This window comes from Nostoc sp., from assembly GCF_036917535.1.
Lineage (GTDB): Bacteria > Cyanobacteriota > Cyanobacteriia > Cyanobacteriales > Nostocaceae > Nostoc.
The window spans coordinates 14,552-36,392 of record NZ_JBALDA010000090.1; the positions used below are offsets into that span (position 1 = coordinate 14,552).

Here is a 21,841-nt window from a genome sequence, read left to right on the forward strand (position 1 = left end):
CAAAGGACAAAGGACTAATGACTAAACTCATCTTACTGATTGGTCTTCCAGGTAGCGGTAAGTCAACTTTGGCAAAACAATTACTGGCAGAATGCCCCCAAATGGCGCTAATTTCTACAGATGCCATTCGGGGGCAATTATTCGGTTCCCAAGCCGTTCAAGGGCCGTGGCTACTGATTTGGCGCGAAATTGAACGGCAATTTCAGCAAGCTATTTCCACAACTAATACAGCTATTTTTGATGCCACCAATACCCAGCGTCGCCATCGTCGTGAAGTGATTACTTTCGCCCGTAACCAGGGCTTTACCCACATTAGGGGAATTTGGGTAGATACACCAATTTGGCTATGTTTGGCACGGAATAAAAGGCGATCGCGCCAAGTTCCAGAAGAAATTATTTTGCGGATGCATCGTCAACTCCAAGATGCTCCCCCAAGTCGGGAAGAAGGATTAGACAGCCTGAGCCGCTTATCAGAAAAATCGGAGTACGGGAATTGCGATTTCTTGGTGAGCGAGAACCACACTTGATTTTCTATATTTTTTGTTAATTTGAAATCAGATTCTTTTTGTTTGGCACTATACCAGGCAAATTAAATATCTCTCATCTTCAAAAAAAACATAACGGGAATTTCTAATTAGGAGGCTGGTAGATGGCTGCAACCGACTTCAAGGACTATTACGCTATTTTGGGAGTCAGTAAGACTGCCAGTTCAGAAGAAATTAAACAAGCCTTTCGTAAACTAGCCCGCAAATATCACCCTGATGTCAACCCAAACAACAAACAGGCAGAAGCACGCTTCAAAGAAGTTAGCGAAGCCTACGAGGTTATATCAGATCCAGATAAACGCAAAAAATACGACCAATTCGGTCAATATTGGAAACAAGCTGGTGAAGGTTTCCCATCTGGCGGCGCTGGCCCCGATATGGGTAACTTTGACTTCAGTCAATACGGCAATTTTGATGAGTTCATTAATGAGTTGCTAGGACGCTTTGGTGGTGCTACCCCTCGTGGTGGGGCGCGGCAAAGTCATTCACGAAGTTACTCTTACCGCACTTCTCCAGGTACTTCAACTCATTTTAGCAGCAGCTTTAATGATTTTGGGTTTCAAGATGGAAGTGTGGGTAGTACCCAGGATAGTGAAGCTGCGATCGCTCTAACTTTTGCTGAAGCATTTAATGGTGTGAAAAAGCGTTTCAGTCTAGGTAATGAAACAATAGATGTCAACATCCCATCTGGGGCTAAAACTGGTACTCGGCTACGGGTGCGGGGCAAAGGTCAAATCAACCCCATGACTCAACAACGGGGAGATTTATACTTAAAAGTCGAACTTCAGCCGCACACGTTCTTCCAAATGGAAGGCGATAACTTGGTATGCGAAGTGCCAATCACACCAGATGAAGCCACTCTGGGAGCCTCTATTGATGTACCGACTCCCGATGGTTCTGTTAATGTCAAACTACCAGCAGGAGTGCGTTCTGGTCAATCTCTACGTTTACGTGGCAAAGGTTGGCCCCTCCCCAAAGGTGGACGCGGCGATCAGCTGGTGAAAGTGGCGATCGTCCCACCAAAAGACCTTAGCCAACAAGAACGGGAATATTATGAAAAAATCCGGGCTATACGTACTTATAATCCCCGTAGTCATTTGAACCAATTCAGGCTTTAACAAGCAAAAAGAGAATCCCCATAATTAAACTCTCGTCATTACCCACATTTTTGTAACAGTGAAAGTATTATGCTAAACCACATATTGTCTAGAACTTAAGTTCTACGTTTAAGAGCTACTGTTCACTCAAGTGGACTTGAATCATGTTTGGGTGAGTGTTTAATCAAACCTGAGATGAATTGTTATTAGCCTTGGAATTCTATTCCGAGGCAGAATAGCAACGAAGCTAAAGATAAAAAAGATAGCCAAGCAAAGTCGAACTCTTAAAATTTGATTAGGGTCTGAATTACCATTCAAATCTTGAGAGTTCCCAATTGTTAATTCCTAGTTTTCAGCACCAATTCAATTTATTTTAAATATTTATAATCAGTTGAATTGTTTTAACAATGTTTCAACACTAGCATTATGATCCAAAAAAGAAAATAAATGCCAGTCGCGCAATTTTCCTTCTTTATCTAATACAAACTGTGCTGGTAAAGGCGCTCCTAGTGCTTGTCCTACCTGATATGTACGAAACACTCGACAACTATGATCGCTCAATAGTGGCATTTTTAAGCCTAAATCCTTCACAACTATTTGACTCTGCCGTTCATCGGTACTAGTAATCATTAAAACTTCTATACCGCGATTTTTGAATTGCTCGTAGTTTTCATTCAAGGCTTTGATGTGAGGAAAACAAAAAATGCAATATTGCTTTTCGGTAAAGATGCGAGTAAAGGCAAGTAACACTGGTTGTTTGCCTTTATAATCAGACAATTTTACTAAAGTTCCGTTGGTAATATCTGGCAATTGAAAGTCTGGTGTTTCCACTCCCAATCTGAGTTGGTTGCTAGCTGGAACTGGTAAAAAATTGCGGAAGAATCGCTCATTTAATAAGCCACGAAAGTCAGTTGAAGTCAGCATAATTTTAACCTTGATTCTTGACTATTTAAATACTATTTTATAAAAAACCACAGATATATACGGAGGTTGACATTGTTTAATGTATATCTCTATTTATCTGTGGTTTTCATTGGTTTTGCTCTCAACTCCAAAAGGCTGGATTAGAGTTTTTTAGCTAGCGAAATTTAGACAGCAGAGAAGTAAACTTTAGACTTCACTGGGTCAGGATTCATTGTCTTGTCACCAGGTTGCCAACCAGCTGGGCAAACTTCGTCAGGGTGAGACTGAACATACTGAATTGCTTGTAATGTCCGCAGGGTTTCATCAACGCTACGACCAAAAGCTAGATTGTTAATGGTGGCGTGCTGTATGATACCATCTTTATCGATGATGAACAGACCACGTAAGGCAATGCCTGCTGCTGGGTCAAGAACGTTGTAAGCGGCGCTAATCTCTTTCTTAATGTCGGAGACTAGAGGATAATTCAGGTCGCCAACGCCACCAGACTTACGATCTGTTTGAATCCAAGCGAGGTGCGAGAATTCACTGTCAACGGAAGCCCCAAGGACTTCAGTATTGATTTTCTTAAATTCTTCGTAGCGATCGCTAAATGCTGTAATTTCAGTAGGACAAACAAAGGTAAAGTCTAGTGGGTAGAAAAACAGGATGACATACTTACCGCGATAATCGGAAAGTTTGATTGTCTTAAATTCTTGATCTACCACAGCTGTTGCTGTGAAATCGGGAGCTTGTTGACCAACGCGGAGGCTTCCTTCGGTTCCGTAAGTAAGGGACATTAACCTAATTCTCCTTTATCGGTTTAGTAGCGTTGGAATTTGGGTCAAGTAAAATTTACCCATCCACGCTCTCACAGTTTAATTACAATCTGTTACAACTATATCATACTCATAACGATTTTGAGTAGCAAATGCCTGATTTAGATACAAGAGAATGGTTGCTTACCAACGGCTTGGGAAGTTTTGCCAGCGGTACAGTTTCTGATGTTCGCACGCGCACATATCATGGTTGGCTGTTTGCCGCGACAAACCCACCTTCTGGGAGGACTCTGCTGTTTTCGCACCTAGAAGCTAGCTTGGAAATATTAGGGAGCGTTGTGGCACTGGGGACAAATTTTTGGGGTAACGATCAGATTGAGCAGACAGGCTACGAGCGACTACGTTGTTTTGATATTAACCCAGTTCCCAAATGGACTTGGGGTCAAGATAACTGGCAATTAACTAGACAATTGGTGATGCCCTATGGTTTGGTGGAGACTTGGGGACAAGGGGGACAAGGGGGACAAGGGGGACAAGGGGGGATAAGCAATGCCCCATGCCCCATGCTTAATGCCCACCTCCAATTTTGCCATCGAATTTTAATCCAGTATTGCTATGAGGGAAGTGAAACAGCGATTTTACGGTTGCGACTGTTGATAGCAGAACGTGACTTTCACCACCAGCAAACTGCTAGTCAAGAATTACAGTTTTCACAATTGCTAGGGCAACAGCAAGTTTGTCTACAAGCAATCAATTCTGGGCACTTCGGCATACCTTGGCACTTGCGCTGGACACAAGGAAATTATCAACCAGATGCAGTTTGGTATTGGGATTATAGATTGTCTGAGGAGACAAAACGGGGGTTAGGCGACAAGGAAAACCTCCACAGTCCTGGTTACTTGATAGTCACACTTCAACCGGGAGATACGGTGACTTTAGAAGCACGAGTCGGTTTTCCCGACTCAGTGCCAAGTGTTCTCACCCGGAAAACCTTCGCAGAAGCTGTGCAGGCAGAGCAAGAAAGGCTTTCACTGATTTTTGGATGGAGAGAAGGAGGTACGGGAGCAGAGGAGCAGGGGAGAAATCAATTCAAAATTCAAAATGACGCTCGCGGACTCGCTAACGCTGCGCTAACAAAATTCAAAATTGAAGATTCAATCCCCATGTCCAATGACACCAGTTGCTACCCTTCTCCTGACGGAGACGCTGCGCGAACGGGAACGCTAAGAGCGAACAAGTCGGGCATTGTCCGCCCAACGCACTGGCTCCCCAATGCCCAATTCCCAATCTGGCAACAACTACTCAAAGCAAGCGATCAATTTATCGTCTATCGAGCCTCAATTGCAGGCCCCACGGTTATTGCTGGTTATCACTGGTTTAATGACTGGGGACGTGATACATTAATCGCTTTACCGGGGTTGGCACTAGTTCCACAGCGCTTTGACCTAGCAAAAGGAGTATTGCGAACTTTTGGGCATTATTGTCGTCACGGTTTGATTGTAAATGCATTTCCTGATGTCAATGGCGAACCAATTTATAACAGTATTGATGCGGCATTGTGGTGGATTGAAACTTTAGGACTTTATTTAGAAGCTACCCAAGACTGGGATTTTTTGGCAGAGCAATTCCCTGTAGTACAGCAAATCTATAAAGCATTTGTCGGTGGTACACATTTCAATATCCAGGTCGATGCTACCGATGGGCTAGTTAGTTGGGATGCTCGTGGTGTAGCTCTCACCTGGATGGATGTGGTAATTGGGGCGGACCCTGTCACACCCCGTTACGGGAAGCCAGTGGAAATCAATGCGCTGTGGTATTCTGCTTTATGTTGGCTGAGTCAGTGGGCAGAGCGCTTGAGCCAAATGGAGTATGGCTCATCAGTACGTCTTACTAAGCAAGCACAGCGTTATGCTAACCAAGCACAACACGTGAAAACCTCACTGCAAAAGTTCTGGAATCCTCAGCTAGGTTATCTGTACGATACTATTGAGCCGGACGATCGCCGGAATTTTCAAATTCGTCCGAATGCCGTTTTGGCGCTGTCGCTACACCATTGTGGGTTTTCTGAACAGCAAGGGTGTCAGATATTAGATTTGGCAACTACCAGCTTGCTCACACCTTATGGTCTTCGCAGTCTCGATCCAGCAGACCCCGAATATAAAGGGAAATATGAGGGCAATCAACAGCAACGCGATCGCGCTTATCACCAAGGTACTGTTTGGGCTTGGCTAATTGGACCATATATTCGGGCTTGGCAACGTTTTTATCCACAACAATCACTGCCTTTTGATTGGCAACCCTTGCTAGAACACTTTTTCTTTGACGCTTGTCTTGGTTCTATTTCTGAGATTTTTGATGGCGATTCACCTCACACACCCAGAGGAGCGATCGCTCAAGCTTGGTCAGTTGCCGAAGTAATCCGCCACATTAAATAGTTGTAGGGACACAGATAGTCTTGGATAATTATTCTTGATTAATATACGTTCACAAATTAATGTTGCTAGTTTTAACCTACAAAACCCCTACTATACAAGATTTTTATTAATTTATCTGATTATCCAAAAGTGATTAGAGATTTTCGATTATTTCACAAATTGAGGCTGCAAAACCAAAAAAATTTATTTTCTTCTTTGAGAAAATATAAACATGAAAAAAGTTTTTCAAAGAGATGTAGTATTATTGATAGTTGCAATGTATTTCGGGCTTAATTTAGATGCTCTATAAGATGGATGATTGACAGCGCAATTACTATATTATGAAGCTAATTTCACATTTACTTCTTATAAAAAACATCATATCTTAACGCTAAACAAGCCCAAAGAAGTATAGATATGAATTGAGAAATAAATTAATAAAATAAAGTACAAAAAATCAAGTTCACGTAGGAAGAATTGTAAATAAAATGACTCAACCTAATAACAAGACTAACCTTCAAGAGGAAACAGATTTAGGGACTTCCATTGCTCTGGCTGCTACTACAGATAAATGGCAAGTATTGTCGTACAGTGCTCCAATCCTACCTATACATGCCGCTCTACTTCGGACTGGTAAAATATTCTTTTTCTGTGGCTCAGGTAATGATCCCAATCGGTTAAATACTCCCTATGACAGTGTGGTCTGGGATGTAAACAAGGGAACCTTTTCCCGTCAAGCGCCTCCATTGGATAGTAACAGTCAACCTATGGATTTTTTTTGCGCTGGTCACTCCTTTCGCCCTGATGGTCAGTTACTAGTTGCAGGTGGAACTTTGCGCTATGACCCATTTTATGGTTCACCCTATGCTCTGATGTTCGATCCCATTGCTGAGAAATGGGTCAAGATACTATCAATGAATAATGGTCGCTGGTATCCTACGGTGTTAACACTAGGCAGCGGTCGAATCTTAGCAGTGGCTGGTCTAGATAAAGATGGCAAGCTCAATAGACAACCAGAAATTTATTCTGCTTTCTTTCCAAATGGTTGGAACGCTTTTCCAACAACTAGTGCTTTACCGTCATACGCACATCTGTTTCTACTAAGTAGTGGAAAAGTTTTTTATTCAGGTGCTCAGATGGGTGGTAGTGGAGTGACACCAAGGATATTAACCGTGCCAGAGAAATTTACACAATCCATTACAGAAAAAGTGGTGACAGGGCTGCAAGACGCAGCTTTTGGCGATCAAGCTGCCAGTGTGCTTTTACCACCTGCACAAGATCAAAAGGTGATGATTCTCGGTGGGGGTAGTGGTAAGACAGCAACAAAGAGGGTAAATATTGTCGATTTAAAAGCTAATAATCCAACTTACGTAGCAGCAAGGCCTTTAAACTATGCCCGGATGCATCACAGCGCAGTTTTATTGCCCGATCGCACAGTGTTTGTTTGCAATGGTAGTAAAATGAATGAGGATACAAAACAATCAATGCTGCCAGCAGAAATCTACAATCCAGCTACAAATACCTGGACAGTAGTAGCTAAACAAAATGTCCCCCGCGTATATCACTCGGTGGCCTTGCTGCTACCAGATGGTAGGGTCGTCACAGCTGGAGGGAACCCTCAACGAAGGGTGAATGAACTGCGATTAGAAATCTACAGTCCTGCGTATATGTCGCGATCGCGACCAGTTATTCAGAGCGCTCCGAAAACATTGGGTTTCGGACAACAATTTACGATTCAAACACGCCAGGCTGCGAATATTAAATGGGTTAGTCTGATTAGACCAATGGCAACCACTCATTCTTGCGATACAGAACAAAGGTTAGTGGATGTGCCCATTACTTCTAGAAACGCTACTTCTCTTAAGGCCACGGTAACAAACAATCGAAACATCGCACCCCCAGGCTGGTACATGCTTTTTATTAGTGATAACAATGGAACACCCTCAGTAGCAACCTGGACGCAAATATATTAGTCTTATCTGTTTATATTCGCACTGCTACCTAATAAAAGTCATTAATTCTAGGAAGGAAAATATGAATTACAAGCTATCACGTCGACAGTTTGGACAGTTGGTACTTGCTGGAACTGTAGTATCTGGACTTAGTTATCTCACCAAGAAAGCCTTGGCAGAAACACCAAGTTTAAATATTGTAGGTATAGGTTCTAGCCCGATGGTTACTACTGACCAAACAGCTATTACAGAGGTAAACACTACTGAATTAGTAGAGAACACTCCCTTAAACAGTGTAAGCCCAGATATTAAGCCTGTAGGACTAGTTTTGCAATCCTTAGTTACAGGAAAGGCTCAGGTACTTACGGATAAAAGTACACCTCTATTAGAGTCTAATGAAATATTAAGTGGTTTTACTTCTTTAAGCGATGGCACACTTGTTATAGCTATTACTCCGGTTGCGATTAGTCAAAGACAGGCGACACCTACTCGTATTACATTTTTAGGTACATCTGTAAAAACTTTGATAGTCTCAGGACTTAAACAAAATCAACAGCTTGGGAGCTTGCTAGGTACTAACGATGGGCGACTCATTGGTTTAGTAGGTAAGAAGAACGGTACACCACCAATCAAAATGGTAGATATTAATCTTCAAACAGGAGAGATAAGTTCTATTAGTAAGATTAAATTCCTGGACGATGAGCGGGTCGACAATTTAGCTGAGTCCCCAGATGGAATACTTTATACTTCCATAGTTGGTGCGGATGGTGATACAACTCTGGTGCAGCTAGATTCAAATCAAAAAAAGCCCATTAAACTAGGACAATTGAAAGTTAATGGTCAAGCATGGAATAATGGTTTACAAAGCTTAGTTTGCTCTGCAACAGGTGAACTCCTCGCTTTTGGAGCTATGAGATATGAGACACCTAATGCTGTGTATATTGTTGATAAAAACAGTGGAAATATGACTCGGCTACAAGATTTTGATACTACTCTGATTACCCGTGCTCGTGCTTAGAAGGAATTGAGATGATATCTCTAACAAAAAAACTGCCTAGCCCTCATCTTTGCTTGAGGGCTTTTTATTAGCATTGATCGGTACAGCTTATTATTAAGAATATTTTTGACTTATTTTCTAATTAGTTACCCCTGGAAATTCTGATTGATACAGAACAGCAGTAACTCAAACAAATTTATCATTTATCATCTCCTACTTGGTACTGGGCAATTTAAGCCATCCAATAGACCGGAGCGCAAAAAGGGCAGATAATGATTCTGCCCTTTAGACGTTAAAACTTAATTTTCGATTTTAAAGTTTAGTAGCGCGATCTATTGTATCCACCGCCACCACCGCCGCGACGATCGCCACCACCGAAAGAACCACCTCTATCTTCCTTTGGTTTAGCTTTATTCACTTTCAGGTCGCGTCCCATCCACTCAGCCCCATCAAGAGCATCAATGGCAGCTGTTTCTTCAGCTTCTGTGCCCATCTCTACAAAGGCAAAACCGCGTGGACGTCCTGTTTCACGGTCAGTAGGTAACTGAACCCGCTTTACAGTACCGTGTTCGGCAAACACAGAATTAAGGTCATCTTGTGTTACCTCGTAGGATAAATTACCTACATAAATTGACATGCATTATCTCCAAAATCATAGGTGTGTAGAGATTTAGATTTCGGAGGCAAGCTTGTTAAGACCAAAAGGGAAAAGCCTGTCAATACTAAAAACAAACAATGTAACCGAATTTTATTCTCACTTGATTACCTTAGCACATCATTGAGTTCTTACCCACCGTAACTAAAGATTGGGGATTGGAGAATGAGCACAAAAGGCAGAGGTGCAAAGAGGCACAGAGGAAAAACTTACTGCAACTTTTCCCCTGTTTTTCCACTTCCTCATCTCCCCTAGTACCCAGTCTCCTCATAATATTGATTAGCAGAAATTCCCCAAATAATTGCAAAATAAATGCAGTTAGTCATTGTTACTAATTGGAAATGCCGACTACACTTGCTGATGCACAAAATTTACTTTCTGACCTGATCGCCCGCTACTGTGGGCATGTAGATTATCTGATGATTCGCCTTGAAGAAGCAGAAGGGACTGATATCTTGTTGCGTGGCGACAAAGTAGAAACCCTTAGTGAATGTCTTTCCATTGGTGGACATATTCGCGCTTGTTATAAAGGCGGATGGGGGTTGAGCTGCTTTAACCAGCTGGCAACAATCAAAGATCGCATAGAAGAAGCGATCGCAGCTGCACGGATGGTTGGTGATGAAGAAACTTTACTCGCACCCATTGACCCGGTGCAAGCAGTATGCACTCTACCCCTAAAAGGTACTGACCCCCGAAATATCCAGCTCTCGCAGAAAAAACAATTGTGTGATCGCTATGCCCAATTGCTTAAAAGCGTCGATCGCCGGATTACCACTACCTCGGTGCGTTATGGTGACATCGCCCAAAAAGTAATCATTGCGACTTCAGAAGGTACTTTAATCGAGCAATCTTGGGTGGATATGGAAATGCGCTTTGCCGCTACCGCCAGAAATGGCGAAACCGTACAAACTGGACGGGAAACTACTGGCTCTCGCAAAGCTTACGAAGATTTAACTGGTTTAGATGAACAGGTAAAAGGTGCAGCCCAAAGAGCGATCGCTGCTTTATCTCTACCACCGGTCAAAGGCAATACTTACACTGTAGTCATTGACCCAATTCTCACGGGTTTATTCGTCCATGAAGCTTTCGGACATCTTTCTGAGGCTGATATGGCTTACGAAAACCCCGATTTGCTGGAAGTTATGACCATCGGACGGCGGTTTGGCCCAGAAGAACTGCAAATTTTTGATGGTGCGGCTCCAGAGGGACATCGCGGTAGCTATTTTTACGACGATGAAGGTACACCTGCTACTACTACTCAACTAATTAAAGATGGAGTTTTAGTGGGACGTTTACATTCTCGTGAAACTGCTGGCAAATTGGAGGAAGCGCCTACGGGTAACGCCCGCTGTCTCAACTATCACTTTACTCCCATTGTGCGGATGACAAATACCTGGATTGAACGGGGTAAAACACCAGTCGCAGACTTATTCACCGATATTAAAGAAGGAGTTTATGCCCGTAATTGGTTGGGTGGAATGACGAATGGGGAAATGTTCACCTTTAGTGCTGGGGAAGCGTGGATGATTAGGAACGGCAAAATTACTGAACCTGTCCGCGATGTGACGCTTTCGGGAAATGTATTCCAAACCTTAGCGGATATTGAGGCACTTGGTGATGATTTTTACTGGGATGAATCCGGCGGTTGTGGTAAGGGAGGGCAAAATGGCTTGTCAGTAGGTTGTGGTGGCCCTAGCCTCCGAATTCGAGATGTAGTGGTTGGCGGGGAAACATGAACTATCCGCTTCAGTCATAAGAATCATAATCTGCAAAAGAATAGGAATTGGTTTTGCCATAACCTCTGCCAGACGAACATCACAATTAAGTATAGATAGCGATCGCTTTGCACTAATGTTTAACGTGAGCCTCCAACAAAGGCTCACGTTAATGCTTAAATTTTTAAGGTGAGCAACATCCCTCCCAAGTATGAAATTAACTCACAACTCTAGGTAGTAGCGCTAGTAGTTAAAAATAGCTAGTCTAGACAAAGTTGATTCAATATCAACTCTAGTTTGATTCATCACACTAATCCTCCGTGGCGCGTGCTGGGGATTTCACTGTTAGTCTGGATAGTCCAAAATTATTCACAATTGCTCGCTTGCGGACTCGCTACTACTGCGCTAACGTAATTCGTAATTAAAGACTGTTTCAGACTCTTATTTAGACTCAAACTGAAATGAAGCCACGTATATATATAAAAAAGGGCAATTACACTCAAAAATTACAAATTAGTTAAACGTTCCTTAGCACAGTGACAGATATGAAAGCAGATCAACTCCTGAAAAACTATGTCGCAGGTGTCAGAGACTTTACTGGTGTCAACTTGAGCGAGGCCAACTTAAGAGAAGCCAATCTCAGTGGCATAATTTTAGATCGAGCAATTTTAGATGGAGCTAATCTGAGTCATACTAATTTAGCCCACGCCAGTTTGATTGAAGCAGACTTAAATGGAGCAGATTTGAGCAATGCTGACCTTAGTGGTAGCAACTTAACTGGAGCTATCTTGGATGGAGCTATCTTGGATGGAGCTATCTTGGATGGAGCTAATTTGAGTCACGCTGATTTGACAGTTGCCAAACTGATTGACACTAACTTGAGTGAAGCGGATTTGCAGGAAGCAAACTTGATAGCGGCGAATCTAGATGGAGCGGATTTAAGTGGTGCAGATTTAACTGTAGCCGACTTATCCCAGGCAAATCTCACTCAAGCAGATTTGAATCAGACAAATTTGAGTGGAGCAAATTTGGATGGAGCCAATATAGAAGGAACTATTCTAGATGAGGATGTTTAATCTCGTTTCTATACAGAGCATGGGTTCTAGGTTGCTGACTCAATATATTAACCCAAACAGTACCTCGGAACAACAAGAGCAAAACTCGAAACTTTAGCTTCATACAGCAGATTGCAATAGGCGTGAGGCTCCCAAAGGGAGAGGCCAGAACCAAGGGAGAAGACTGCACTGGTTCCCTTAATTTCCTCTTTGCAGTCCCTACAGCTTACACACAAGTCTTTTGGAGTTGCAATAGCATTGTTGCGGCTGACAACACGATTGTTTTGACTGACAATGCGATTGTTTCGACTGACAATACCATTGTTGCGGCTAACAATACCATTGAGATGAGAACTTGGAATATTACACAAAAGTCTATAACTTCTGTGTACACACGATCTGCTTGCTAGAAAAAGTCAAGTGGATATATTTTCTATACACAAGGATATTACTGTGAAAAAGTTTGCTACAAGTATTGTTATTTACGATTGTCATAATTAAAACAATTGACTCTCAACTATCAATGGTGAACTCTACCCTCGTTGTCACACTCTATGTCAACCCTATGACAGGGAATGATACCAACAATACTGGTTCACGGTTGAGTCCGTTTAAAAGCCTCACCCGTGCTTTAAAAGTAACTAAAATCCTGACGATAATTCATCTGGAGTCGGGGACTTACAATATCGCTAGTGGTGAGGTATTTCCACTAATCGTCCTTGGAGGAGTGACAGTGGTGGGTGATGAAGCTAATAAAGGTGCAGGAATTGTAATTTCTGGGAGTGGTGAGTATCAAAGTCCCAGTTTTGGTATACAAAATATTACGCTGCTCTTGGTAGATAATGCCAGTCTTTTAGGTGTAACTGTCACCAATCCCTCAGCCAAAGGTACTGGTATCTGGATTGAATCGGCTGCACCTACTTTAAGTAACAATACTCTGAGCAACTGTGGGCGGGAAGGTGTGTTTACCACTGGTACTGCCAAACCCGCAATTTTAGATAACATGTTTGTGCAAAATACTGCTAGCGGGTTAGTAATGGCAGGTCATAGCCAGGGAGAAGTACTGCGGAATGTATTTCAAAAAAACCCTTTAGGCATAGCAATTAGTGACTTTGCCACTCCGACGATCGCCAATAATAAATTATCAGAAAATCGCACAGCGATCGCACTTTCTCGTAACGCCCAACCTGTGCTACGTCAAAATCTCATTGCTAAAAATACCCAAGGTGGTTTATTAGTCAATGGTAATGCAGTCCCTGATTTAGGTAATACCGAAGATCCTGGTGATAATATTTTTCGCGATCATAGGGAATTTGATTTATATAATGCCACTACACAAAAGCTAGTTTCCGTAGGTAATCAATTAAATCCGTCTCTAGTCAAGGGTTTGGTAGAATTACTCCCAATCAGTCGAGTAACATTTAACACTATTTTTTCTGATACCTCGACAGAATCCCCACCTGAAAAACTCCCCTTGCCCCCTTGTCCCCCTTCGGATTCGCCAGTCCCCCAGACGCTCGAAGACTCGCTAACGCTGCGCTATCGTGACAAAGACCGCCAAGACGGGGGCTGGTCTCACCTTGTCCCCTTGTCTCCCCCTCCCCCCCTCCCCGCCTCTGTCGAACTAAACGGACATTGGGCAGAACCATTTATTCAAGCATTAGCGAGCATGAATTTAACTCATGCTTTTGCTGATGATAGCTGCCAGCCAGATAAACCCATGACTCGCGCCCAGTATGCAGCTTTGGTGGCGATCGCTTTTAACCCATTTCCCAAAATCCTATCTCCTGATTTTACAGATGTACCCAAGGATTTTTGGGCTTATAGCGCTATCCAAATCGCGGCTAGCGGTGGCTTTGTTGGCGGATTTAGCGATCGCACTTTTCGCTCCGAGCAAAGTGTGCAGCGGCTACAGGTGATTGTCTCCTTAGTAAACGGACTGGGACTACCAGCTGTTGATTGCGATGTTTTAGAAATATATAGCGATCGTCATACTATTCCCGACTACGCCCGGACAGCTGTTGCCACTGCTACACAATGGGGAATAGTTGTCAACTATCCAGATCCGAAAATGCTTGTGCCTTTACGTTCGATAACACGCGCCGAAGTTGCAGCAATGGTTTATCAGGCATTAGTCGCCATTGGGCGAACATCTGTGATTAAATCAGTCTATGTGGGGTTGCATTTTAAAAGTTGATAAGTAGAATAGGGAACACTTGCCTATCGGCTTGGCAACTATTGGAAAAAAAACCATGTAGTTAAAAGCACGCTAGGCTAATATGCGATGGGTGACAAATTTTAGAACTATTGCCTAAAGCTAATAGCCCGATGTTAACAACACTTCCAGACACCTCTGCCAACTTGGCGATCGCCTTATTAATTAACTATAGTTTCGATCTCGGTGGGTATAGTGCCAATGAGCTAGTTGAGCGTTGGCAAACGCAATACCCCCTTAATTGGCTACACCTGGCAGTGATTGAGGCACTATATCAAGGTCGTTATAAAGCGGTTTCCGTGCAGCAAATTTTAGTATTTTGGCAGCGCCGGGATCAGGCTGCATATCATTTCAACATGGAATTTGAACGAATGATTTGTAGCAAATTTCCTCAAAGCTTAACCTCATCGGCTGCACCAGCTCTACCGCCAGCCAAGATAAAACCCACTGTAGAGCAAGTGACAAGTCCTCAATTACCACCAGCTAAGAGTCACAACGGCTATCAACACAGCAATACTGCAACTCTCCAACTGAAAAGTTCTCAACCAAAGACATCTTTGAGTGAAGAAGAGGAAAAGCAAGAAGATAGAGATGATAAAACTGTCTTAAAGTCTCCACTTTCTGGGAAATTTACCTCTTCGGCAACCCTTGAGCGATTATCTGCTGTTAGCCAAAGGCAAACTTCACAAGAAAGTCCAGCACCTTCCCCATCACCCAACCATAAACGAAAGCCAAAACTGCTCCCACCTGCTGTTATTCATGCCCCAATCGGGCAATTTACTCCCGAAAAAAGCGATCGCTCTGATTCTTTTACATCTAAACTCAAAGCCATGTCTGGGGAGCAAAGGAGCAGGGAGCAGGGAGCAGGGAGCAAGGGGAGAATAACAAATGACAAATGACAAATAACTTTTCACTCTGCAACTAACAGCTTAAAGCGCTCATCATCGGCAATATCATCAAAATCTAGGTCAGTTGCTGCGTCTTCTTTATACCTGGGATTAAGTTCAATTGCTTGTTGTAGAGTTAATAGAGATCGGTCAACTTGTCTTTGCAATGCGTAACAAGCTGCTTTATTGTAATAGGCACTGGCGTAATCTGGCTTAATTTCTAAAGCTTGGTTAAAACTAGCGATCGCTTCATCATCGCGTCCCAATCTTACCAAAGTGTAACCGCGTTTATCCCAGATTTTGGGAGAATTGGGTTGGAATTCTAGCGCTTTATCAAAGGACATGATTGCCTCTTCGTATTGTTCTAATGCTACTAGAGAAAGACCGCGATTCAACCAGGCAACGGCATCGTCAGGTTTGATTTGTGTAGCTTTGTCAAATGAGGCAAAGGCTTGCTGATGTTGTTGTAAGTTTCCAAAAGCAACGCCGCGATCGCACCAAGCTTGATGATAATCTGGCTGAATCGCAATCGCTCGATCGTAGGATGCGATCGCATCTTGGTAGCGTTTCAACCTTCCCAGAGTTAGACCACGTTTTAACCAATTCACAGGTTCATCGGGTTGGATTTTCACTGCTTGGTTGTAAGCTGCGATCGCATCTTCATAGTGTCTTTGAGAAAACAGCCCATCTCCCTGTTTTACATACTCATCAGCAGGGAATTCTGGTTGTTGCGGCTGTTCTTGTATTTCTTCTTCAACTTCCGAATTTACCACTTCTAGAATGGATTCCGGCGTAATTTCAGATAGTTCTTGAAGAATGAGATCCTTTCTTTCTTCGGCATCCAATTGTAACTCAGAGAGTTGAGAGGCAAATTCAGTTTCTAATCTTTCTAATTTCTCTAAAATGACAATCTTTTGTTGTTGAGCATTCCATTGTAATTCTGAGAATTGCGAACTAAACTCAGAACCAAATTTTTCTAAATTATCAACGATTAGCTCTTTGGATTTTTGAGCATCAACTTGTAATTCAGATAATTGAACTTTAAATTCTGACTGCAATACTTCTAAACTCTCAATAATTTTATTTTTTTGTTCTTGAGCATCTATCTGCAATTCAGCTAATTGAGATTTAAATTCTTGATCGAATATACCTAGATTATCAACTGCGCTCTCTTTTTGCTTTTGAGCATCAATCTGTAATTCGGATAACTTTTCTACAAACTCTGACTGCAATTTTGTTAAACTTTCAAAAGTTATATCTTTTTGTTTTTGAGCATCAGACTGCCATCCAGAAAGTTGAGATGTAAACTCAGACCTTGATATTTCTAAATCAGTAACAGCTAGTTCTTGCTGTTGTTGTACACCTGACTTTAACTTAGACAGTTCTTCTGCGATCGCAGATGCTAATTTTCCTAAATTATCCAGTGCTATATCTTTTTGTTGTTGAGCATCAAACTCTAACTTAAGTAACCCCGAAGCAAATTTTGACTCTAAATTTTCTATATTTTCTTGAGATTTTTTTAATTCCGCTTCTAATCTACTCAATACCTGTGCTTTAGCTAAATCTAGATCGGATATCAGAATAGATACATTTTCGTGTTCATTTTTAATTTTTTGTTGTAAAGCAGTTGTTTCCTGTTCTAATTCATAATTTATTTTTTTCGCATCTTGAATGACATTTTCAGCTTCTTGTTTAACAGTGGTTAGCTGATTTTGTAATTTTTCCATTCCCTGGACTTGTTGCATTGCCCGATCAACAATTTCCCGGATTATCACCCGTCGCAACAGCCATAACAAAGCAATGACTGCGACTGGAAAGAGACTTAATATAACTAGCCAAACATCGAGTAATATGGTTGTACGGCTAAAAGTGTTCTTAAAATCTGATTGAACTTGCTGTTGAATTCGCTTTTCTGCTCGTAGTCGTGCTAATTCTTCCCGTTCTGAATTCGATAATATCGGAGTCGGAGTTAGTGCTGGGTTGGGTGATGGTGCAGATTGTCCACTGGCAATTCCAACGGATAACAATAAGGGTAAAAATACAATCGTGCTTTTTACAATTAAAGTGAAAACAGCTTGATTTTTGCTCTGCATAACAACCATCTGAGTCTGTTGGTCAGTTTTTGAAGCGGCGTGCCTCTCTCCAATCTATAACAGAATTAAGTGGTTAAATGTTGTAGAAGCAGTGTAAAATTCTGAGCAATCTTTAACTAATCGGTTTCCTTATCCTTAGTGTACGTACAACTTTAGTCGTAGAATGCAGTTAATTTTGTGACAATTTCTGGTGCGTTACTACTATAAGATTACTACGTTGTAGTTACTGCTAAAGATGGTGAAGGTCAAGGGGTAAAAAGAATAATTTATCAACCAGTGGAAGACAAAATGCGAAAGCATCGACGCTTTCTTAGACCATGCACCAAAGAAGGTTTGGACTTTATTTTTACAGATAACAGGGCGTTGAAACTGGAAGTTCTACCTGTATGGGAAGTGTCAGATGTGATTACTTCGCATTAACATTAGATTATCTACAGTAAGTAGATTACTTATTCTCAAATTAACTTAACAAAGGCGGTAGAAAATGGGTCGCATAAATCCTTACACACTACAATTGCAAATTACCCGAATGTTTGAGCAAGGGCAATCATTTTTTGCCACAACCAAGGTACAGGAATGGTTGAAAGAACATAAGCACAATCCAGAAGACTATGACATTATTTTCCATAAAAAACCCGCACCTCCTGGTTCCAAAGAAGTGATGGTTGTGGAAATTGAATTACGCCGCAAAGATGGACAACCTGTCGATCCGTGGTTGCAGGAACAAGCAAATCTCCATGCCTGATTTTCGCAACTATAGCAGTCCTAAATTAGATGTGAAAACTTCTTTTTCTTTTTTTGAAATTTCGCAGAAAAAGTGGTTTGTTCATTTTCACAACTTAGATAGGATTGCTATATAGAGAATAGGGCTAAGATTGAGTTGTATCGTTACATTAGAGAGAATCAAGATGCTAGATGCATTAGAGTTCCAAGCAAAAATTCAAAATGGTTTTATTCAAGTTACCGATGAGTACAAACAAGAACTCGGTGAGGCAGAAGATATTCAAGTAATTGTTTTAGTAAAGAAAAAAATATCTCCAAAAAAAGACATAATTGATGAATTAAGTGAGAATCCAGTTCAAGTCAATGGGGTACTCAGCTGTGAAGAAATTTACAGTTGCTGGTTATGACGAATGGTGCATCTTTTATCGATACAAATGTTTGACTCTATCGTTTATTTGACGACCAAAGGATTGAACTAACTGAAAGAGAAAGAAAGCGCAATATTGCTATTTCAATTACGTCAAATCAAGGAATAATTATCAGTACGCAGGTAATAAATGAGGTTTGTGCTAATTTACTGAAAAAAGCGGCTTTTAATGACGAGCAAATCAAAGCTGTGATTCAGTCACTTTATCGTCGCTGCACTGTGGTAGAGTTCAACTTGACTATTTTTTAATCTGCATCGGATATCCGCAGTCGATATAATTTTTCTTTTTGGGATGGTTTAATTGTCGCTTGTGCGCTGTCAGCAGGTGCAAGTATTCTCTATTCTGAAGATATGCAGGATGGGTTAGTAGTAGCTGGTCAAATAGAGATTGTGAATCCGTTTAAATGAAAGTCTTGATTAGGCAAGGGTTATAGACGAAATAGCGGAATTTTCCATAAATCGCTGCTATACCCCATGACCCTGACTTCGATATTTTTACCAAGGTTGAAGTGACTCTAAGTATGGTAGGGACAAAGAGTTGAGTACAGTAATCGCATTTTTAGCTCCATCTGTGGTTTCATTACTAGTTCCGATGTTCATCCAGGTAATCCAAATACAGGAGGAACAAAATTTTATAGCATTTTGAGTGCGGACTTATTGTCTACAACAGAGGTGGGTACGGTAATTTACTCTAAGAGTACATCAGTACCAGAATCGATGACTCTTGGTGGTATAGCGATCGCTAGTGCTATGGCGTTGGGAATGAAACCCAAGAAAAAACTATCTGGAGTGACAAATTAATAATCCCACTTTGAAAATTAATGTAAAGACGTTAGATAATAACGTCTCTACACGCATATTTTTAAGTAAAACTACCAGTAGGATTCTTACGTTTGATACCAATTACAGATGGTTTGGGAAGACTTCTAGGTTGACCCTTTCCACCGTCAGCAGTTGGGATGTTGCTTGGCCAACTACTACCACGAGGGACAGTCCGAGCCTGTTTGAATGTAATACCATTCAAATCCAGTAGTTCAATCTCACGACTCAAAATCGTACCATCATTAATTGGGCTATCTTCGCCGGGATGCTGTACAGAAATAATCAGCGTATCTCCTACAAAAGTCGGTCCTGTCATCTCACAACGCACTGGCCCCTGAGCAAAGGGTATTAACTCTCCCGCGTGAGTACCAGTAGTAGGAATGTAGAATAGCCAGTTATTACCGAAAACTCCTGTAAAATTGGAAACATTACCACTGGCTGTGTGGTCGATGATAGTTACAGTACCAGCAGCACCGACATTAAAACCATTGTGAGTGGTGGTAGACATATCCGTTACCCCCCAAATATTTGCCTTATTGTCGAACACTAAATTATCGACGTTGGCAAAACCAGCACCAGAAATCGATCCAGCTTCTCCACCCTGAGCAAATCTTTGCCAACGGAAGGTTAGACCTGTACCATCAGCACTATCTTCAATAATCTTGTACAATCCGCCGGATTGCTGCGTTGCGTTGACGTTTGTACTTAACTTGGCAACCTGGAAAATGCGCGAATCTGGATAACCGTCGCTTCCTGGCGCACCGTCAGTATAGGAAATGAATACTTCTTTGGTGGTTGGATGCACTTCTATATCTTCTGGACGCGCTGTCGGAGTTCCGCCGGCCAAATTCGCTGCTAAAAAAGCATCACTGAGAATAGCACCTTGGGAAGTGTAGAAGTCAGATAGTTTCTTACCTTGATAAGCAGGTAGTCTCTCTGCTTCATTGGTGCGATCGACTGCGAGAGAACCGCCATCTATAGTTTCACCTGCAATACCATTACGTTTTGGTAGCGGTAAAAGACCATTTCTTTGAGCTGAACCCAAAGCAGCAAACTCCACAGAAGAAATTACTGATGGCGAAATGGGATTGGTGGGAGTGGTTAAACGTAACGGTATCCATTGACCCGTACCATTTGGATTGTAGCGGGCGGCATACAATGTACCACTTTCCCATAAACTGCTGTTGGCTTTACTGGTTGGTGAAGAAATAACACCTGTACTGATAAATTTCCAGGTGTGTCCTCCACGTCTATCATCACCCATGTAGGCGATTAATGGTTTCCTCGCTTCGGCACGGATGGCAACGTTTTCATGGCGGAAACGACCCAATGAAGTGTGCTTGCGAGGGCGGAAATTTGGATTAACAGGGTCAATTTCGACAATCCAACCGTATTTTTCACCAACTAAACCGAAGGTTTTACCAGTAGTACCATCGATGTAACCTGTTTGAGTACCATTAGGGTTGACTGGTTCTGTAACACCAACAAAACCTCCTACACTTCCTTGAAAGTTCTCTTCGCCACTTAAAATAGTTCCCCAAGGAGTTGTACCGCCAGAACAGTTATAGCTAGTGCCAATAATTTTGTTACCTAATCCATCAGAGGAGAGGTTAAATACTTGGGTTGCAGCCGGGCCAGTGGCGATGAGATAGTTTTGATCGCCTTTTTGGTAGCTGCGACTTCCCCAAGAAGTGACATTTTTATATTCATCACTTCTTTGGCTATTAATTCCCAACCCAGAAAGACCATGAAGGCGACGATTTCTCGCATCACCTTTAACCACAGCATAACGGCTACTAGAATTACGTCGGCAGAGGCGGACAATTGATCCGCCTAAGTTATATAGAACTTCGCCGTCAAATTCAATACCTCTGGTGGTAGGTAAAGCCCAGCCAATCACTGATTCAAAAGTGGTAGTCAATCCTTTAACATCAGCAGGAGCTTCTGGTGCTAGATCGGAAAATGGAAAACTGACGTATTCGTGATTAACCCACAAATAGCCGACATCGTTGGTTCTACCCAGAGGAATGAAACCCGTATAATCGTTGTTGTAACCGAAATATTCATCTTTGTTAGGAAAGACGCGATCGCCCCAGCTGATAATTACATAACGTTCATACTCTGGTGGCACTACCAGATCGTCAACTACGTTGTAGCTATTTAACTTCGCATTTGCAGATGGATTGATTACCTGTCCCTGACCGATTCCCGTTGGTAAGAAACTTTTCTGCTGTTTATAAATAGATAAAGAATGGGGTAAGCGCACTGGTGTAAAACTCAGTGGTTTGTTGCTTGCTCCGGCAATACTAGAAACACCATCTATAATTGTGTCTCCCAACACAGCCGCACCAGCACTGCCAGCAAAAAATACTAAAATTTGTCTGCGACTTAATTTAGACATTAAACTCTCCTCTCTTGTGACATCAAGAATTTCGTAAAAGCAAATCTTGATTACTGGCAGAAAAAGCCATCAATTATTTACGTAAAATGCCATATATTTTGAATGGTCAGTAACCTGTTTTTAAACAAAAGGTTGTTTGCTATTTAGGTCAGCTAACTAGACAA

At 41.9% G+C, this 21,841-nt stretch carries 18 protein-coding genes; 12 read left to right on the forward strand and 6 right to left on the reverse strand.

The window, feature by feature from the left end:
* Positions 1 to 17 precede the first annotated feature (17 nt).
* Together V7K56_RS28440 and V7K56_RS28445 are read left to right on the forward strand one after the other, a co-directional pair.
* Positions 18 to 527, forward strand: a complete 510-nt coding sequence (locus tag V7K56_RS28440; protein ID WP_334915991.1) for an AAA family ATPase — start codon at positions 18 to 20, stop codon at positions 525 to 527.
* Between the two features lie 122 nt (positions 528 to 649).
* Complete coding sequence (locus V7K56_RS28445) at positions 650 to 1,663, forward strand: DnaJ C-terminal domain-containing protein (protein ID WP_334915993.1); 1,014 nt, start codon at positions 650 to 652, stop codon at positions 1,661 to 1,663.
* Between the two features lie 366 nt (positions 1,664 to 2,029).
* On the opposite strand, the gene V7K56_RS28450 is transcribed toward V7K56_RS28445, so the two are convergent.
* Together V7K56_RS28450 and V7K56_RS28455 are read right to left on the reverse strand one after the other, a co-directional pair.
* Positions 2,030 to 2,566, reverse strand: a complete 537-nt coding sequence (locus tag V7K56_RS28450; protein ID WP_334915996.1) for a peroxiredoxin family protein — start codon at positions 2,564 to 2,566, stop codon at positions 2,030 to 2,032.
* Positions 2,567 to 2,730: 164 nt separating this feature from the next.
* Positions 2,731 to 3,342 (reverse strand): peroxiredoxin, encoded by a 612-nt coding sequence (locus tag V7K56_RS28455; RefSeq protein WP_322651784.1) that lies wholly within the window; start codon positions 3,340 to 3,342, stop codon positions 2,731 to 2,733.
* Positions 3,343 to 3,473: 131 nt separating this feature from the next.
* Between V7K56_RS28455 and V7K56_RS28460 the strand changes: the two genes are divergently transcribed.
* From V7K56_RS28460 to V7K56_RS28470, 3 genes are all read left to right on the forward strand, one after another.
* Positions 3,474 to 5,756: an amylo-alpha-1,6-glucosidase gene (locus V7K56_RS28460; RefSeq protein WP_334916002.1), complete on the forward strand. Its 2,283-nt coding sequence runs from the start codon at positions 3,474 to 3,476 to the stop codon at positions 5,754 to 5,756.
* A 467-nt stretch (positions 5,757 to 6,223) separates the two neighbouring features.
* Complete coding sequence (locus V7K56_RS28465) at positions 6,224 to 7,708, forward strand: galactose oxidase-like domain-containing protein (RefSeq protein ID WP_334916004.1); 1,485 nt, start codon at positions 6,224 to 6,226, stop codon at positions 7,706 to 7,708.
* Positions 7,709 to 7,769: 61 nt separating this feature from the next.
* Positions 7,770 to 8,705 carry a hypothetical protein gene (locus V7K56_RS28470; RefSeq protein WP_334916005.1) on the forward strand — a complete coding sequence of 312 codons (936 nt, stop codon included), beginning with the start codon at positions 7,770 to 7,772 and terminating at the stop codon, positions 8,703 to 8,705.
* A gap of 298 nt (positions 8,706 to 9,003) precedes the next feature.
* Here V7K56_RS28470 and V7K56_RS28475 read toward each other — a convergent pair whose 3' ends face one another.
* Complete coding sequence (locus tag V7K56_RS28475) at positions 9,004 to 9,321, reverse strand: RNA recognition motif domain-containing protein (RefSeq protein WP_194042424.1); 318 nt, start codon at positions 9,319 to 9,321, stop codon at positions 9,004 to 9,006.
* 359 nt (positions 9,322 to 9,680) lie between these two features.
* Between V7K56_RS28475 and V7K56_RS28480 the strand changes: the two genes are divergently transcribed.
* Positions 9,681 to 11,075: a TldD/PmbA family protein gene (locus V7K56_RS28480; protein WP_334916007.1), complete on the forward strand. Its 1,395-nt coding sequence runs from the start codon at positions 9,681 to 9,683 to the stop codon at positions 11,073 to 11,075.
* 524 nt (positions 11,076 to 11,599) lie between these two features.
* The gene (locus tag V7K56_RS28485) at positions 11,600 to 12,130 is read left to right on the forward strand and encodes a pentapeptide repeat-containing protein (RefSeq protein WP_334916009.1); all 531 of its coding nucleotides are present in this window, start codon (positions 11,600 to 11,602) and stop codon (positions 12,128 to 12,130) included.
* Positions 12,131 to 12,177: 47 nt separating this feature from the next.
* Here V7K56_RS28485 and V7K56_RS28490 read toward each other — a convergent pair whose 3' ends face one another.
* Positions 12,178 to 12,480, reverse strand: coding sequence for a hypothetical protein (locus tag V7K56_RS28490; protein WP_334916011.1), 303 nt, complete (start codon positions 12,478 to 12,480; stop codon positions 12,178 to 12,180).
* A gap of 152 nt (positions 12,481 to 12,632) precedes the next feature.
* Here V7K56_RS28490 and V7K56_RS28495 point away from each other — a divergent pair, with 152 nt between their 5' ends.
* The gene (locus tag V7K56_RS28495) at positions 12,633 to 14,306 is read left to right on the forward strand and encodes a DUF1565 domain-containing protein (RefSeq protein WP_334916013.1); all 1,674 of its coding nucleotides are present in this window, start codon (positions 12,633 to 12,635) and stop codon (positions 14,304 to 14,306) included.
* Between the two features lie 131 nt (positions 14,307 to 14,437).
* Complete coding sequence (locus V7K56_RS28500; RefSeq protein WP_334916015.1) at positions 14,438 to 15,223, forward strand: hypothetical protein; 786 nt, start codon at positions 14,438 to 14,440, stop codon at positions 15,221 to 15,223.
* Between the two features lie 11 nt (positions 15,224 to 15,234).
* Here the strand turns inward: V7K56_RS28500 and V7K56_RS28505 are convergent, their stop codons facing one another.
* Positions 15,235 to 17,304 (reverse strand): tetratricopeptide repeat protein, encoded by a 2,070-nt coding sequence (locus tag V7K56_RS28505; protein WP_334916498.1) that lies wholly within the window; start codon positions 17,302 to 17,304, stop codon positions 15,235 to 15,237.
* Between the two features lie 484 nt (positions 17,305 to 17,788).
* Between V7K56_RS28505 and V7K56_RS28510 the strand changes: the two genes are divergently transcribed.
* The 3 genes from V7K56_RS28510 (at position 17,789) to V7K56_RS28520 (ending at position 19,255) form a co-directional block, all read left to right on the forward strand.
* Entirely contained in the window at positions 17,789 to 18,049 is a 261-nt protein-coding gene (locus V7K56_RS28510; protein ID WP_179068682.1) for a hypothetical protein, read from the forward strand.
* Positions 18,050 to 18,212: 163 nt separating this feature from the next.
* The gene (locus V7K56_RS28515; protein ID WP_334916017.1) at positions 18,213 to 18,434 is read left to right on the forward strand and encodes a hypothetical protein; all 222 of its coding nucleotides are present in this window, start codon (positions 18,213 to 18,215) and stop codon (positions 18,432 to 18,434) included.
* A gap of 677 nt (positions 18,435 to 19,111) precedes the next feature.
* Positions 19,112 to 19,255, forward strand: coding sequence for a PEP-CTERM sorting domain-containing protein (locus V7K56_RS28520; protein WP_334916019.1), 144 nt, complete (start codon positions 19,112 to 19,114; stop codon positions 19,253 to 19,255).
* Positions 19,256 to 19,316: 61 nt separating this feature from the next.
* Here V7K56_RS28520 and V7K56_RS28525 read toward each other — a convergent pair whose 3' ends face one another.
* The gene (locus tag V7K56_RS28525; RefSeq protein ID WP_334916021.1) at positions 19,317 to 21,677 is read right to left on the reverse strand and encodes a PhoX family protein; all 2,361 of its coding nucleotides are present in this window, start codon (positions 21,675 to 21,677) and stop codon (positions 19,317 to 19,319) included.
* Positions 21,678 to 21,841 lie beyond the last annotated feature (164 nt).

Excerpts from the sequence above, each read along its gene's own strand:
- V7K56_RS28440 (WP_334915991.1), top strand. The coding sequence starts at position 18 with ATGACTAAACTCATCTTACTGATTGGTCTTCCAGGTAGCGGTAAGTCA.
- V7K56_RS28445 (WP_334915993.1), top strand. The coding sequence starts at position 650 with ATGGCTGCAACCGACTTCAAGGACTATTACGCTATTTTGGGAGTCAGT.
- V7K56_RS28450 (WP_334915996.1), bottom strand. The coding sequence starts at position 2,566 with ATGCTGACTTCAACTGACTTTCGTGGCTTATTAAATGAGCGATTCTTC.
- V7K56_RS28455 (WP_322651784.1), bottom strand. The coding sequence starts at position 3,342 with ATGTCCCTTACTTACGGAACCGAAGGAAGCCTCCGCGTTGGTCAACAA.
- V7K56_RS28460 (WP_334916002.1), top strand. The coding sequence starts at position 3,474 with ATGCCTGATTTAGATACAAGAGAATGGTTGCTTACCAACGGCTTGGGA.
- V7K56_RS28465 (WP_334916004.1), top strand. The coding sequence starts at position 6,224 with ATGACTCAACCTAATAACAAGACTAACCTTCAAGAGGAAACAGATTTA.
- V7K56_RS28470 (WP_334916005.1), top strand. The coding sequence starts at position 7,770 with ATGAATTACAAGCTATCACGTCGACAGTTTGGACAGTTGGTACTTGCT.
- V7K56_RS28475 (WP_194042424.1), bottom strand. The coding sequence starts at position 9,321 with ATGTCAATTTATGTAGGTAATTTATCCTACGAGGTAACACAAGATGAC.
- V7K56_RS28480 (WP_334916007.1), top strand. The coding sequence starts at position 9,681 with ATGCCGACTACACTTGCTGATGCACAAAATTTACTTTCTGACCTGATC.
- V7K56_RS28485 (WP_334916009.1), top strand. The coding sequence starts at position 11,600 with ATGAAAGCAGATCAACTCCTGAAAAACTATGTCGCAGGTGTCAGAGAC.
- V7K56_RS28495 (WP_334916013.1), top strand. The coding sequence starts at position 12,633 with ATGGTGAACTCTACCCTCGTTGTCACACTCTATGTCAACCCTATGACA.
- V7K56_RS28500 (WP_334916015.1), top strand. The coding sequence starts at position 14,438 with ATGTTAACAACACTTCCAGACACCTCTGCCAACTTGGCGATCGCCTTA.
- V7K56_RS28505 (WP_334916498.1), bottom strand. The coding sequence starts at position 17,304 with ATGCAGAGCAAAAATCAAGCTGTTTTCACTTTAATTGTAAAAAGCACG.
- V7K56_RS28510 (WP_179068682.1), top strand. The coding sequence starts at position 17,789 with ATGGGTCGCATAAATCCTTACACACTACAATTGCAAATTACCCGAATG.
- V7K56_RS28515 (WP_334916017.1), top strand. The coding sequence starts at position 18,213 with ATGCTAGATGCATTAGAGTTCCAAGCAAAAATTCAAAATGGTTTTATT.
- V7K56_RS28525 (WP_334916021.1), bottom strand. The coding sequence starts at position 21,677 with ATGTCTAAATTAAGTCGCAGACAAATTTTAGTATTTTTTGCTGGCAGT.